This is a genomic window from Pseudomonas sp. IT-347P (assembly GCF_949768005.1).
GTDB lineage: Bacteria > Pseudomonadota > Gammaproteobacteria > Pseudomonadales > Pseudomonadaceae > Aquipseudomonas.
The window spans coordinates 346,656-361,696 of sequence record NZ_CATKPQ010000055.1; the positions used below are offsets into that span (position 1 = coordinate 346,656).

10 protein-coding genes are annotated in these 15,041 nt (G+C 58.8%); 5 read left to right on the forward strand and 5 right to left on the reverse strand.

Features of this window, described 5'->3' with window-relative positions; all coding sequences use genetic code 11:
* Positions 1 to 290: 290 nt before the first annotated feature.
* From putP to ACM6IV_RS21215, 4 genes are all read left to right on the forward strand, one after another.
* Entirely contained in the window at positions 291 to 1,775 is a 1,485-nt protein-coding gene (gene putP / locus ACM6IV_RS21200) for a sodium/proline symporter PutP (protein WP_414871496.1), read from the forward strand.
* Between the two features lie 353 nt (positions 1,776 to 2,128).
* Positions 2,129 to 4,144, forward strand: a complete 2,016-nt coding sequence (locus tag ACM6IV_RS21205; RefSeq protein ID WP_414871497.1) for a type VI secretion system tip protein VgrG — start codon at positions 2,129 to 2,131, stop codon at positions 4,142 to 4,144.
* The gene (locus ACM6IV_RS21210; protein WP_414871498.1) at positions 4,134 to 4,847 is read left to right on the forward strand and encodes a DUF4123 domain-containing protein; all 714 of its coding nucleotides are present in this window, start codon (positions 4,134 to 4,136) and stop codon (positions 4,845 to 4,847) included. The genes ACM6IV_RS21205 and ACM6IV_RS21210 overlap by 11 nt, the downstream gene beginning before the upstream one ends.
* 334 nt (positions 4,848 to 5,181) lie before the next feature.
* Entirely contained in the window at positions 5,182 to 5,502 is a 321-nt protein-coding gene (locus ACM6IV_RS21215) for a hypothetical protein (protein WP_414871499.1), read from the forward strand.
* Between the two features lie 108 nt (positions 5,503 to 5,610).
* Here the strand turns inward: ACM6IV_RS21215 and ACM6IV_RS21220 are convergent, their stop codons facing one another.
* Positions 5,611 to 6,273: a hypothetical protein gene (locus ACM6IV_RS21220; protein ID WP_414871500.1), complete on the reverse strand. Its 663-nt coding sequence runs from the start codon at positions 6,271 to 6,273 to the stop codon at positions 5,611 to 5,613.
* Between the two features lie 360 nt (positions 6,274 to 6,633).
* Here ACM6IV_RS21220 and ACM6IV_RS21225 point away from each other — a divergent pair, with 360 nt between their 5' ends.
* Positions 6,634 to 7,473, forward strand: coding sequence for a 23S rRNA (adenine(2030)-N(6))-methyltransferase RlmJ (locus ACM6IV_RS21225; protein ID WP_007915674.1), 840 nt, complete (start codon positions 6,634 to 6,636; stop codon positions 7,471 to 7,473).
* 109 nt (positions 7,474 to 7,582) lie between these two features.
* Here ACM6IV_RS21225 and msrA read toward each other — a convergent pair whose 3' ends face one another.
* From msrA to aceF, 4 genes are all read right to left on the reverse strand, one after another.
* Entirely contained in the window at positions 7,583 to 8,248 is a 666-nt protein-coding gene (msrA, locus tag ACM6IV_RS21230; RefSeq protein ID WP_414871501.1) for a peptide-methionine (S)-S-oxide reductase MsrA, read from the reverse strand.
* 207 nt (positions 8,249 to 8,455) lie between these two features.
* Positions 8,456 to 11,152, reverse strand: coding sequence for a putative bifunctional diguanylate cyclase/phosphodiesterase (locus ACM6IV_RS21235; protein WP_414871502.1), 2,697 nt, complete (start codon positions 11,150 to 11,152; stop codon positions 8,456 to 8,458).
* Between the two features lie 252 nt (positions 11,153 to 11,404).
* Positions 11,405 to 12,802: an alkaline phosphatase D family protein gene (locus ACM6IV_RS21240; protein WP_414871503.1), complete on the reverse strand. Its 1,398-nt coding sequence runs from the start codon at positions 12,800 to 12,802 to the stop codon at positions 11,405 to 11,407.
* Between the two features lie 273 nt (positions 12,803 to 13,075).
* A complete protein-coding gene (gene aceF, locus ACM6IV_RS21245) occupies positions 13,076 to 15,034 on the reverse strand; it encodes a dihydrolipoyllysine-residue acetyltransferase (RefSeq protein ID WP_414871504.1) in 1,959 nt (652 codons plus the stop codon).
* Between the last annotated feature and the right edge of the window lie 7 nt (positions 15,035 to 15,041).

Consider the following 15,041-nt stretch of genomic DNA (forward strand, 5'->3'; position numbering starts at 1 on the left):
GCTTCTAGCAAAGCTCTCTGACTGCGCTAAAAGGGAGCAAAAACCGCCTGATTCGCGGAATATCCGACTGGGTGCAACTAATTCTCGCGAAACTGGTTGCACCTTTTTTACTTTGTTGCATAGCATTCGCGCCCTAGGTGCAACCGGGATAACCCGGTGCATCGGCTGGTGGCTTTCCTGGGGAAACATCAGTCCTAAATGCGCGGGATCCCGAATCGTCTGCCAAACGTTGTCGTTTGCGCGCGGTTCATCACCGCTGCTACATAAAAACAAAGCCAGGGCGTAACTTAATGAGCGTAAGCAATCCAACACTGATCACGTTCGTGATCTACATCGCAGCAATGGTGCTGATCGGCTTCATGGCCTATCGCTCCACCAACAACCTTTCTGACTATATTCTCGGTGGTCGCAGCCTTGGCAGCGTCGTCACCGCGCTGTCTGCCGGTGCTTCCGACATGAGCGGCTGGTTGTTGATGGGCCTGCCGGGCGCCATCTACATGTCTGGTCTGTCCGAAAGCTGGATCGCCATCGGCCTGATCGTCGGCGCCTACCTGAACTGGCTGTTCGTTGCCGGCCGTCTGCGTGTGCAGACCGAGCACAACGGCGATGCCCTGACCCTGCCGGACTACTTCTCCAGCCGTTTCGAAGACAAAAGCGGTTTGCTGCGCATTATTTCGGCAATCGTGATTCTGGTGTTCTTCACCATTTACTGCGCTTCCGGCATCGTGGCTGGCGCCCGTCTGTTCGAAAGTACCTTCGGCATGTCTTACGAGACAGCGTTGTGGGCCGGTGCTGCGGCGACGATTGCCTACACCTTCGTTGGCGGTTTCCTCGCGGTAAGCTGGACCGACACCGTGCAAGCCACGTTGATGATTTTCGCCCTGATCCTTACGCCGATTATCGTGCTGCTGGCGACCGGTGGTGTCGATACCACGTTCCTGGCCATCGAAGCGCAGGACCCAAGCAACTTCGACATGCTTAAAGGCACCACTTTCATCGGCATCATCTCGCTGATGGGCTGGGGTCTGGGCTATTTCGGTCAGCCGCACATCCTCGCGCGTTTCATGGCCGCGGATTCGGTTAAGTCGATCGCCAAGGCGCGTCGCATCTCCATGACCTGGATGATCCTCTGCCTGGGCGGCACCGTGGCCGTGGGCTTCTTCGGCATCGCTTACTTCTCGGCACACCCGGAAGTCGCCGGACCCGTGACCGAGAACCACGAGCGTGTGTTCATCGAACTGGCGAAGATCCTCTTCAACCCATGGATTGCCGGTGTGTTGCTGTCGGCCATTCTGGCTGCGGTGATGAGCACCCTGAGCTGCCAGTTGCTGGTGTGCTCGAGCGCCCTGACCGAAGACTTCTACAAAACCTTCCTGCGTAAATCCGCTTCCCAGGTTGAGCTGGTCTGGGTCGGCCGCGCCATGGTGCTGTTGGTTGCCCTGATCGCGATCGCGATGGCCGCCAACCCGGAAAACCGCGTTCTGGGTCTGGTGTCTTACGCCTGGGCCGGTTTCGGTGCTGCGTTCGGTCCGGTTGTACTGATTTCGGTGATCTGGAAGGGCATGACCCGCGACGGCGCACTGGCCGGTATTCTGGTCGGCGCGATCACCGTGGTGGTCTGGAAGCATTTCGAACTGCTGGGTCTGTACGAAATCATCCCGGGCTTCATCTTTGCCAGCCTGGCCATCTACATTGTCAGCAAGATGGGCGAGCCGACCAAAGGTATGGTGCAGCGCTTCGAAGCGGCGGAAAAAGATTTCCACCTGAACAAGTAACTGTTCTGAGCTGAGGCTCACCTGAAAACGGCCCGTTTCCTACAGGAGACGGGCCGTTTTTTTGTGCCTGTGATTTCTCTGATTCACCACGCTCCCCTGTAGGAGTGAGCCTGCTCGCGATAGCTGTGTGTCAGTCGACATCAACGCTGAATGTCAGACCGCTATCGCGAGCAGGCTCACTCCTACAGGGATTCGGTGGTGGGTTTAGGGGATTTGTCTGTAGTTGAAGGCGCCGCTTTTTGCAGGGATTTTCGTCAATGAAAGTAGGGCAAATCTGATTTTCCCGTCACCCATTCATCACCCCTTGCCCCTCATGCAGAATCGCCCGCCCTCACACTGCAGAGAGACATCGGATGTTCGCGCCTGCCAATCAACCGCGTTTCACGTTGACCCTTGAAGGCGCCCAACATGACCTCAAAGTCCTTGAGTTCACGGGCAAGGAAGCCATCAGCCAACCCTTTCGTTTCGAGCTGGAACTGGTCAGCGAACGGCCGGATCTTGATCTCGAAAGCCTGCTGCACTGTCCGGCGTTTCTGAGTTTTGATGCGGACGCTTCTGGTATTCACGGTCAGATTTATCAGGTCGGGCAGGGCGATTCCGGGAACCGTCTGACGCGCTATCACTTAAGCCTTGTCCCGCGTCTGACCTACCTCGGGCATCGGATCAATCAGCGGATCTTCCAGCATCTGACGGTGCCGCAGATTGTCGCGCGCGTGCTCAAGGATCACTCGATCCTGCGGGATGCCTTCGAATTTCGCCTCGGCAGCGATTACCCGCTGCGCGAATATTGCGTGCAGTACGCCGAGAGCGACCTGGCCTTTATCCAGCGCCTGTGTGCCGAGGTCGGCATTCATTACCACTTTCAACACAGCCCGCAAGGTCATTTGCTGGTGTTTGGTGATGATCAGACCGTGTTCCCGCGTCTGGCCGAGCCGACGGTTTATCTGCCGGGCAGTGGTATGTCGGCGGGTGCGCCGGCGGTTCAGCGTTTCAATGTTCGTGTGGAAACCCGTACCAGCGTGGTCACCCGGCGTGATTACAACTTCGAAAAGCCGCGGCTGCAGTTGCAAAGCCGTGTCGACGGCGAACAGCGTCCGGTGCTTGAGGACTATCACTTCCCTGGCCAATTCAATGATCGGGAAACCGGCAAGCACCTGGCCCAACGGACGCTTGAGCGACATGTCGCCGATTACCGTCAGGCTGAGGGCATCAGCGACGAATCCACACTGGTTTGCGGACATTTCCTGCAACTGACCGAGCATCCGCGCCACGACTGGAACGACCTGTGGCTGCTGACCGCCGTCGAACACCATGGCCGTCAGCCGCAAGTGCTGGAGGAATCGGTGACCAGTGATGGGGAAGGATTCCAAGGTTACCGTAATACCTTTCTCGCCACGCCGTGGAACGTGTTCTTCCGTCCGGCGCTGGGGCCGGGAAAACCACGCATGCTCGGTTACCAGCCGGCCGTTGTGACCGGGCCGAAAGACACGGAAATTCACTGTGACGAATACGGTCGGGTCAAGGTGCAACTGGCCTGGGATCGCGACGGTGAATTGAACGAGCATTCCAGTTGCTGGCTACGCGTTGCGACTAACTGGGCTCACGACCGTTACGGCAGCGTATTGATTCCGCGCGTGGGCATGGAAGTGCTGGTCGGTTTCATCGATGCCGACGCCGACAAACCCTTGGTCGTGGGCTGCCTGCCCAATGCCGCGACGCCGATTCCGCTGGATCTGCCGGCGGACAAGACTCGTAGCATTTTCCGCAGTCAGAGCAGCCCTGGGGGCGGTGGCTACAACGAACTGCGCATCGAGGATCGCCAAGGCGCCGAGGAAATCTACCTGCGCGCCCAGCGCAACTGGACGCAGCATGTATTGCACGATCAACAGATACAGGTCGATAACCAGCGCAGCATTGTCGTCAGCGGCACCGCTCGCCATGAGTTGAAGGCCGACGAGCAACGCATCACCCACGGCCAGCGTCAGACCGAGGTGAAGCAGGACGACCATCTGAGCGTCACCGGCAGCCGACATATCAAGGTGGCCAATCAGGCGACCAACGCCAGCCAGCAGTTCCACGTCAGCGCCGGCCAGCAAGTCGTCATCGACGGCGGTGCGAGTGCGACAATTCAGGCCGGCGGACAGTGGATCAACATCGGCCCCGGGGGGATTTTCAGCAGCGTGCCGATTGTCGTGGGTGGTGCGCCGATGGCGGCGATGAGTGCCGCGCCGGTTGTACCGGGATTGCCGCAGAAACTCGCCGCCGCGCCGGCAGCCATGCTCAGCGCCGCACAAATCATGAGCTTCAAGGGCGATGCGCCATTCTGCGAAGAGTGTGAGCGTTGCAAGGACGGTCTCTGTGCGGCCTGATTTCCTTTTGCCTGCCGACTGGCTGGCGCGTGAACCGTTGAGAGCATCCGAGCAATTGTTCGCGGTGTTCAGTAATGCCAGTAAGGCAAAACCGCCTGCCGCTTGGCGAGACACGGCGAGTCCGATCTGGGCCGAGACGATCTATGCCGAGTGGGATACGGTGATGCCTTACGTGGGAATTGTCGCCGCCGACAGTGAGTTTCTGCATTGGGTCGCCACCACCGAGTCGCGGGATTGGGGATGGTTGGCGGTTTCTTCGGCGAGTCTTGAAGAGGTGGTGGCGCACTTTCGCAGCCTGACCCAAGTGCTGATGCCGGACGGCAAAACGGTGTTCTTCCGTTTCTGGGACGGGCGCTTTCTGTTGCCGATTTTGCAGGCCGATGAGGTGGATGCGGCACAACTGTTTCCGCTGATCGGGCGTTGTTTGATCAATGGTCAAGCACTGGAAATGGGTGGCAGGTCGCAGGTATCAGGGCGGTCCTTTCCGTGGTGGCAGGTGCCGGAATCGGTGCAGGCGCAGCAGGGCAATGACATTCGAGCGGCCAATGCGTTGCAGTGGTTGAGCGAAGAGTATCCGGCACTTTTCGAGGCCTTTCCCGAGGCAGTTTTGCGCTGCAAGGTCAGGCGGTTTTTTCAGGTTTCAATGTCGGAAGAATCGTCGCAATCGGCGTTGCTGGCGTTTTTGCTGGCAGAGTCAGAGTGAATTTTCGGGGCGAAGGTCTCGGACGATTCCTTCGAGTTGCGGCGGTTTTCATGAACTGGTGGGCGGTGGGTTGCAGGGATAGTCTTTTCGTTGTCACTGCGAGAGTGGTGACAGGGTGTAGGAACCCTTGGAATTTACCGTGCACCAGCCCTGTTGTCTGATTGCGGCACCTAACCTGTGTCCGTAACATCTTTCGCGGCGGCTGTGCGCGGGAACGCTTCGGCGTAGCTGAGTTTTTGGCTGGTTCCTCAGTTTCCTACTCTCGCGTACGGCTGCCACCCAAACCTGTAGGAAGGTCATTGGTAGCCTCATTTAATCAGTTGAGGTGCAAAATATGACAACGCTTAAACCGGCTCCACCCTACGAAAAAATCATCCCCCATCCCGACAACCGCTTCATGGCCCTGACCGGCAACTGCAGCGACATGCCGACCCTGTTCATCGACACCCACGTGCCCCTCGACATCCTCATGGACGCCGCCAACCACCGCCTGCGCGCCGTGATCCAGGTGCTGGAAAACATGTGCATGCGCGGCTCGGTCGAATGCGACTCCGTCATCCTCAGCGACTTCGCCCAGCTCTGCGTGATTCCCTTGCGTGATGGCTGCGATGTGCTTGATGTCATCGGCAAGCGCCTGCGCAGCATGCCCGCCTGAAAAAGATCAAAAGATCGCAGCCTGCGGCAGCTCCTACACCGGAATAACGTTCACTCTGTAGGAGCTGCCGAAGGCTGCGATCTTTTGATGTTGATGGCGATCGGAGCGTCAGTCGGAAATGTACGCATCCTGAGTTTTGATAAAGCTGTTGAAGGCCTCGGAGTTGTAGATCTTCATGCACCCGAAAAACACTACTTTTTCATTCGAGTATTTGCTGTTTGAAGGTGTCTGCTCGTAAGCCGCCAATACGTAGTTTTGGGTTTCTTTGTAGGGATCGTGCAGAACCTGCAACGTGTCTTCATTTTGCAGGATGGAATGTATGCCTTTGCCCATGAAGGAATAGGCATTAGCGGACAGTGCAATGTCTTTTTCCAGTGCGGAGCGTTCGTTGAATGGCTTAAGGATACAGTGGCTCAGACCGAAGTTCTTCAGTGTCTGGCGTGCCTGCTCAATGTGGGTTTCGTCGGCAAGGGCGAGGTATGGGCCAAGCAGACTGAGTAAGCAGATGATCAGATATCGCATGAGTTTTTGACTTCCTGTCGTCATGGTTAGCCAGTTTAACGCCATAAAAGCAAAGCCCCTCACCCTAACCCTCTCCCAGAGGGAGAGGGGACTGACCGAGTTGTATGGGTGATGTACGCCGACTTGCGACTTCAGTGGTGAACTTGGCTTGGCCAAGCCTGGATGGTGGTGTTGTTTCGGGGAACTGACCGAGTTGTCTGGGTGATGTACGCCGACCTGCGACTTCAGTGGTGAACTTGGCTTGGCCAAGCCTGGATGTTGGTGTTTTTTCGGGGGGACTGACCGAGTTGTCTGGCTGATCTACGCCGACTTGCGACTTCAGCGGTGAACTTCGCTTGGCCAAGCCTGGGTGGCGGTGTTCTTTCGGGGGACTGACCGAGTTGTCCGGGTGATGTACGCCGACTTGCGACTTCCACGCTGATCTTCGCTTGGCCAAACCTGAGATCACGCTGATCTTTCAGGTCGATGTAACTCGCAAGATCACTCGGTCAGTCCCCTCTCCCTCCGGGAGAGGGCTAGGGTGAGGGAAAGGCTTTTGCCCGCTCAGCCGCCAACCCCTGACTTGCCGCCCGGTAAAAGGTAAACTTTGCGCCCTTCGCAGGAGCAGCCATGAATTATCGTCACGCCTTCCATGCCGGCAATCACGCCGATGTGTTCAAACACCTGACCTTGACCCGCCTCATCGCCCTGATGTCGCGCAAGGAGCAGCCGTTTGCCTATCTCGACACGCACGCCGGCATCGGTCTGTATGACTTGCAGGGCGATCAGGCCAATCGTACCGGCGAGTACCTGGAAGGCATCGCGCGCTTGTGGGATCAGCCGGATCTGCCGGCGCTGACCGCCGACTACATGAAGGTGCTGCACGAGATGAACCCGGACGGCCAGTTGCGCTACTACCCGGGTTCGCCGGAGCTGGCACGGCGTCTGACCCGGCCGCAGGATCGGGTGATGCTCAACGAGAAGCACCCGGAAGACGGCGTTTTGCTCAAGGACAACATGGCCGGTGATCGTCGAGTGAAAGTTCATCTTGGCGAGGGCTGGCATGTGGCGCGGGCGATGTTGCCGGTGCAGGAGAAGCGCGCGGTGATGCTGATTGATCCGCCGTTCGAACAACTCGACGAGATGCAGCGTTGCGCGGCGTCGTTGAAAGAAGCGATTGGCCGCATGCGCCAAACGGTGGCGGCGATCTGGTATCCGGTGAAGGATCAGCGTGCGTTGCGTCGCTTCTATCAGGATCTGGCTGGCACCGGTGCGCCGAAGTTGCTGCGCGTGGAACTGCTGGTGCATCCGCTGGATACGCCGAACAGCCTGAACGGTTCGGGCATGGCGATTGCCAATCCGCCGTGGGGGCTGGAGGAAGAATTGCGTGAGCTGCTGCCGTGGTTGTCGAAGAAGCTTGGGCAGACCCAGGGCGGGTGGCAGATGGATTGGTTGATTGCCGAGAGCTGATCAGTTGCTTTGATGGTGTCTGAACGGACGCCTTCGCGAGCAAGCCCGCTCCCACATTTGGAACGCATTTCAAATGTGGGAGCGGGCTTGCTCGCGAAGCTTTTAAGCTTTAATTACCCGCCAGGCTCGGCGGCATGCACACGCCGGTGCCGCCAATCCCGCAGTAGCCTTCAGGATTCTTCGCCAGATACTGCTGGTGATACGCCTCGGCGAAGTACACGGTCGGCGCCTGTTCGATCTCGGTGCTGATTTCACCCAGACCCGCCTTCGACAGTTCAGCCTGATACACCGCTTTGCTGTTCAGCGCCGCGTCCAGTTGCTCAGGCGAGGTCGCGTAGATCACCGAGCGGTACTGCGTACCGATGTCGTTGCCCTGGCGCATGCCTTGTGTCGGGTTGTGCAGTTCCCAGAACATTGCCAACAGTTCTTCGTAGCTGACCTTGGCCTTGTCATACACCACCAGCACCACTTCCGCGTGGCCGGTCAGGCCCGAGCAGACTTCTTCGTAGGTCGGGTTCGGCGTGAAGCCGCCGGCGTAACCGACCACGGTGCTGACCACGCCTTCGCGCTGCCAGAAGCGGCGCTCGGCGCCCCAGAAGCAACCCAGACCGAAAATCGCAAAGTCGACGTCCTGGAAAAACGGGCCAAGCAACGGGGTTTCTTCGAAGACGAAGTGCTTTTCAGGCAGGGTCATCGCGGTTTCGCGGCCGGGCAGAGCTTGTTCTTTGGTCGGGAGCACGTTTTTGTTCACCAGAATTTCCGAGCGCAGAACCATGATCGTTCCTCTCAGTCAGGTTGGATGTAAAAAGTCAGACCGCCAGTGTGCCGAATGATGCCCGATTTCGCACTATTCAAATGTGGGAGCGAGCTTGCTCGCGAAAGCGCTGTAGCATTCAACATTTGCAGTGACTGACCCACCGCTTTCGCGAGCAAGCTCGCTCCCACAGTGGGAATTCATCCATAGGGGGAGTTTGCGGTGTTTTTACAGGCAGAGCGGGCCGCGAGGGTAGCGTTTCAGCGCTTGGATGAGTTCTGCGCCGGGGATCGGCCGGTCGAACAGGTAGCCCTGGCCGACGTCACAACGGTGGCGACGCAGGAACGCCAGTTGTTCGGCGGTCTCGATGCCTTCGGCCACGACTTTGAGTTTCAAGTTGTGCGCCATGGCGATCACCGCCGAGGTGATTTCCATGTCGTCCTGGTTGTCGGGGATTTCGTGGATGAAGCTGCGATCGATCTTGATGATGTCGATCGGGAATTTCTTCAGATAGCTCAGCGACGAGTAACCGGTGCCGAAATCGTCCATCGCCAGGGTCAGCCCGAGACGTTTGAGCTGGTCGAGCTGCAAGTGCGTGTCTTCGGTGGCTTCCAGCAGCAGCCCCTCGGTCAGTTCCAGTTCGAGCAGATTGGCCGGCAGCGCTTCTTCCTTGAGGATGTTGGCGATGGAGGCCACCAGATCCGGGTCGGAGAACTGTTTCGGCGACAGGTTGATCGCCACTTGCAGATTGCCCATGCCGGCAGCGGTCAGCGCCTTGCTCATGCGGCAGGCCTGACGGGCAATCCACTTGCCGATTGGAATGATCAGGCCGGTTTCTTCAGCGACGCTGATGAACTGGTCCGGGCGGATCATCCCGCGTTCCGGGTGATTCCAGCGCAGCAGCGCTTCCATGCCCAGCAGACGACCGCTGCGCAGGCACAGCTTGGGCTGGTAGAACACGTCCAGCTCGTTCTGGGTCAAGGCGCGGCGCAGGTTGTTCTCGACGAACAGTTTGTAACTGGCCTCGGCATTCAACGCTTCGGTGAAGACTTGCACCTGATGTTTGCCGTTGGCCTTGGCCTTGTGCAGCGCCAGACCGGCGTTGCGCATCAGGGTTTGCGGGTCACGACCGTGCAGCGGCGCGCAGGCCAGACCGACCGAGCCGGTGACACTGATCAACTGGTTATCGACGAACATCGGTTTATCCAGCGTCGCCAACAACTGATTGGCGATCTGCTGACCGGTCGCAAGATCAGTGTCATCGAGCAGCACAGCAAACTCGTTACTGGCAAACCGCGCGAGGCTGCCGCTCGGGCTCAGGCTGTTGCGCAAGCGTCGGGCCAGGCTGATCAGCAGTTTGTCGCCGGTCTGGTGACCGAGGCTGTCGTTGATCCGTTTGAAGTTGTCGATGTCCACCAGCAACAGACTGATGGGCGTATCGCTGTCGCGGGCGAAGCGTTCGTCCAGATTGCGGATAAACGCCGGGCGGTTGCCCAGATTGGTCAGGTTGTCGGTGTAGGCCAGACGTTCGATGCGCTGTTGCGCCAGTTTGGTCTGAGTGATGTCTTCGTAGATGCCGATGTAATGCGTCAGCTCGCGGTTGTCGCCGTAGACTTTGGAGATCGACAACTGGCCCCAGTAGGGTTCGAGATTCTTGCGCCGGCTCTTGAACTCGCCTTGCCAGCTGTTGCTTTTGGCCAGCGCCGAAGGCGCGTCGAACAGTAATTCGCTGAGATTTTCCAGGGCCGGCAGCTCGGACAGCCGCTGGCCGTGGACTTCTTCGGTGGTGTACTGGGTGATCGCGGTGAAGCTCGGATTGACGTATTCGACAACGCCGTCGCAATTGACCAGCAAAAACGCGTTGGCGCTTTGTTCGACCGCACGCTGGAACAGGTGCAGAGCACTGGTGGCGGTGCGGCGGTTGTGGTTGTTGATGACTTGCGCGAACTGATCGGCCAACTCGCCGGCAAAAGCGATTTCATCGGACTGCCAGGCGCGGGTAACGCCAGTCTGCTCCAGGCAGAGCACGCCGACCACTTGGCCGTCGACGCGAATACTGGCGTCGAGCATCGCGTTGACGTCGCGCGGGCGCAGGGCTTCGGCCATCTCGCGAGTGCGCGGGTCGCGCATCGCATTGTGCGCGTCGATGGCGCGGCTGCCATGCAGGGCGTCCATGTAGTCGGGGAAGCTGCTGATGTCGATCGCGTCCGGGAGGATGTATTCCTGGGTCGCGCGGTGGTACGCCGAGATCGGCACCAGAAGCTGGCCTTCGAGGTTCCACAAGCTGGCGCAGTCGATTTCATAGATATCGCAGGCGCAACGGGTAATCAGTTCGGCGGCTTCCTGCAGCGAGTTGTGCGTGCTGTAGCGCTGGCGCGCGAGCAGCAGAATCAGGTCCTGCTGGGCGCGTACTCGCTCCAGATGCTGCAGTTGTTCCTGCTGGGCGCGTTGATTGAGTTCAAGAGCGATTTGAAGGCGCGAGTTCTGGGTTTCGAGGTCGACTGAAGGGGCAGGTGGCGCTTCGTCGAAGACCTGATCGACCGCCAGCAGATAGCCGCGCAGCAGATGACGGTTGTGTTGTTTGTAGGCTTCGCCCAGTTCCAGGATGCTCAGTGCACCGGCCGCCGTGTGCAGGGTATAGCGCACCAGGTAATGCGGGCTGGCGGTCAGCTGTTGCTGGATCGCGTCGTGCAGTTGATAGCGCGCTTCCGGTTCCATCAGGCTGGCGTAGGGTGAGCCGACCAGCGCGCAGAGTTCGACGGCCGGCTGGCCGAACTGGCGCTCACAGTTGGGATCGAGAAACAGCATGGCCCAACTGGCTTCATTCAAGCGCTCGAAACGCAGCATGCCGAGCCGCGAGGGCACAGGCAACTGCGTCACTACCTCGGCCGCCATACGGCTGGCGGCATCGGGTTGGCTCTTCATGAAGGGAACTCGCTTGGAAATATGCTGAACGCGCCGGGCTCTCGCCCTCTTTACTGTTGCCTGCGGCAAGGTTGCATCATTGCGGCACCGACTGACAAGAGAGATGAAGGCCAAGTGCTATAAGAATATGTCGGCTGCGCTGAACATTTCTCCAGCCTGTGGTTGAAAAGAACCAAAGATCGCCGCCTTCACCAGTTTCTATAGGGGGATGCGCGCGCTGTGGGAGCTGCCGAAGGCTGCGATCTTTAAGGCTTAGCGCAGTTTTATGGCGATCGACTGAAGCTGTTTGCCATCGCGGTCGTGGTAATTCACCTGAATCTGCCCGGCCTCGACTACCAGGTGGGCAAAATTGTCTTCACTCACCACCGTGCTGGTCAGTTCATGCCGATAATCGCCCGCCGCCGTACGCACCAGCGGCTGGTCGAGCATGAACGTCGACGCTTTCGCATACGGCAGCAGTTTGCTGTTGCACAGCGGTGAGGAGACGATGGTGTGAACTTCGAAGTCGGGGTCTTCGCTGTGCGTCAAACGTGCGGTCAGCGAGCCATGGACGTCTCCGGAGATGAACACGACATTCTTGATCTGCCGGGTTCGAATGGTTTCCAGCAGGCGCAGGCGCTGCTCGGGAAAGGCTTTCCAGGCGTCATCGCCGTGAAATTTGCGGTCGGGATAGAACATCACGCTGGTGACCACGAACTTGACCCGCGCCGTGCTGTTGCTCAGCCATTTGAGCAGGGCCTGTTCCTGCGCCTCGTCGAGAATACGCCGGTCATCGGCAGACAAGTTACGGCGGGTGCGACTGTCGGTGACAAACCATTCAATATCGCCGTCGCTGAATTGATACCAGTAATGCTCAAGTATCGAGTGATCTATTTCACCGTTAGTTGTCAACGGATGGATCGGGCTGTGACTGGCCTGATACAACTCATAAGCGGCCATGGCGTTACGGTATAAGTCGTTGTCGGACTTGCTGGCGTTGGCGGGCCAGTTATCTTCGATTTCGTGATCATCGAGAATCATGTAAGTCGAAGTGCCAGACATCAAGCGTTGAATATTTGCCTGGGAAAATGCTGCGCGGTATTTATTGAGGATGTCCTTGTATTCGCGATCCGGTGCGATCAGGTTCAAGTCGTCCACATAAATTTGATCGCCGGTCATCATTACCGCGCTGATCGGTGGTTGTATGCCTTCGATTACCTGGTTGATGGACGCAAAGATCCGGTCGCCCAGTTGCGGCAGGGAGGCGATGCCAGCGGTCATGCGCAGGTAGCGGCAAGAACCGACGATATACCCTCGGGGTTGCAGGGCTTTGCTGGAGCGGGTGCGCAGTCGGAAGATCTCTCTTGGCCATTGCAAGGGCAGCTCGGCGACGCTGTCCGGGGTGTGCACCGGATTCATCGGGCTGAACCAGCCTGCCTGAAACTCATATTCAGTGTCGGCACTCAAGTTGTTGAGGGCGAACACATGGGACATGTCGCGTAATTCGCTCAGAGGCGTAAAGTTACCTTTGGACCATTGTTGTGTGCCGGAGGTGCGATAACGTAATCCGGCAAACACCTGTGAATTATTCTGGCGGTCGCCACGCATGAAGATGCGCGCATGATGAGTTGTAACGTGGCCGACAATCGGCCCGATAGTTGGTTTTAACATATCGAATCCATTCGAATTAACTTGAATTGACAGGGGTTTACTAAGTTTTCTTAGTTGAATTGGCTGCGCCTAGGTTAGTTGCGTATTCAATAAAAAAGATCGGTGCCAAGTCGACCGGGGTTGTGGCCGATATCAGCGCAACATGTGGGAAAAAGGTGTAGGGGTTTTTTCAGGCAAAAAAAAGCCCCGCCAAACTGACGGGGTTGAGGTACGAGCGTGTGGCGCTCGAAAGGGTGCAGCAATCGGCCCTCCGTTGTCGGAGGGCCGATCGAATTACAGCAGGATCGTGCGGATGTCCGCCAGCAGGCTGCCCAGACGCTGGGTGAAGCGTGCAGCAGCGGCGCCGTTGATCACACGGTGATCGTAGGACAGCGACAGCGGCAGCATCAGTTTCGGCTGGAAGGCTTTGCCGTCCCAGACGGGCTGGATGGTTGCCTTGGAAACACCGAGGATCGCCACTTCCGGCGCGTTGACGATCGGCGTGAAGCCGGTGCCGCCAATGTGGCCGAGGCTGGAAATGGTGAAGCAGGCGCCTTGCATGTCGTCAGCGGTCAGCTTCTTGTCGCGGGCTTTGGCAGCCAGCGCAGCGGCTTCGGCTGCCAGTTGCAACAAGCTCTTCTGGTCGACGTTCTTGATGACCGGTACCAACAGGCCATCCGGGGTGTCGACGGCGAAGCCGATGTTCACGTATTTCTTGCGGATGATTGCCTTGCCGCTTGGTGCCAGCGAACTGTTGAAGTCCGGCAGCTCCTTGAGCATGTGCGCGCACGACTTGAGCAGCAGCGGCAGGATGGTCAGCTTGACGCCGGCCTTCTCTGCTACGGCTTTCTGCGCAACGCGGAAGGCTTCCAGCTCGGTGATGTCAGCCGAATCGAACTGAGTCACGTGCGGGATGTTCAGCCAGCTGCGGTGCAGGCTCGACGCGCCGATCTGCATCAGGCGAGTCATCGGCACTTCTTCGATTTCGCCGAAACGGCTGAAATCGACGACCGGAATCGGCGGGATGCCCGCGCCACCGGTTGCGCCCGCTGCAGCGGCCGGTGCTTCCTTGGCCTTCTGCATCATCGCTTTGACGTAAACCTGCACATCTTCTTTCAAGATGCGACCGTGCGGACCGCTGGCGCCGACAGCGCTCAGCTCGACGCCGAACTCACGGGCCAGTTGACGCACGGCCGGGCCGGCGTGAACTTTCGCGCCCGGCTTGGCCGGTGCGGCGGCTGGAGCGGCAGCAGGTGCAGGTGCAGCCGGAGCAGCTGCGGCAGGTGCCGGAGCGCTCGGAGCAGCGGCCGCTGGAGCCGGTGCAGCAGCAGGCGCTGCACCTTTGACTTTCAGCTTGAGGATCAGGTCGCCGGTACCGACTTCGTCATCCAGCTTGATGGAAACGCTTTCCACCACGCCGGCGGCAGGCGACGGGATTTCCATGCTCGCCTTGTCGGATTCCAGGGTGATCAGCGACTGGTCGGCTTCGACGGTATCGCCCGCCTTGACCAGCACTTCGATGATCTTGGCTTTGCCGGCCGAGCCGATGTCCGGAACATGGATGTCCTGAACGCTGTCGGCAACCGGTGCTGCTGGTGCGGCTGCCGGAGCAGGCGCAGCGGCAGCGGCCGGAGCAGCGGCCTGGGCGGGAGCGGCCGCAGCAGGAGCCGCAGCACCCGCCACTTCCAGATCCAGAATCAGATCGCCAGTGCCGACTTCGTCGTTGAGCTTGACGCTGATGGCCTTGACCACGCCAGCGGCAGGCGACGGGATTTCCATGCTCGCCTTGTCGGATTCGAGGGTGATCAGCGATTGATCAGCCTCGACGGTATCGCCGACCTTGACCTGGATCTCGATGATCTGCGCCTTGCCCGACGAGCCGATGTCCGGCACGTGCACTTGCTGAACCGAAGCGGCAGCAGGGGCAGCGGCAGGCGCAGCAGCGGCAGGAGCAGCAGCCGGTTTGGCTTCTGCTTTTGCAGCCGGCGCAGCAGCAGGAGCAGGGGCCGCTTCAGCGGCGCCCTCGACTTCCAGCTCAAGCAGTTCGTCGCCTTCTTTCAGACGGTCGCCCAGCTTTACTTTCAGGCTTTTGATGACGCCGGCTTTCGGGGCCGGCACTTCCATACTGGCCTTGTCCGATTCCAGGGTCAGGATGCTCTGGTCGGCTTCGATACGGTCGCCGACCTTCACAAACAGTTCAATTACTTCACCTTCACCGCTGCCGATGTCAGGTACGCGAATGAGTTCGCTCACAAAATGT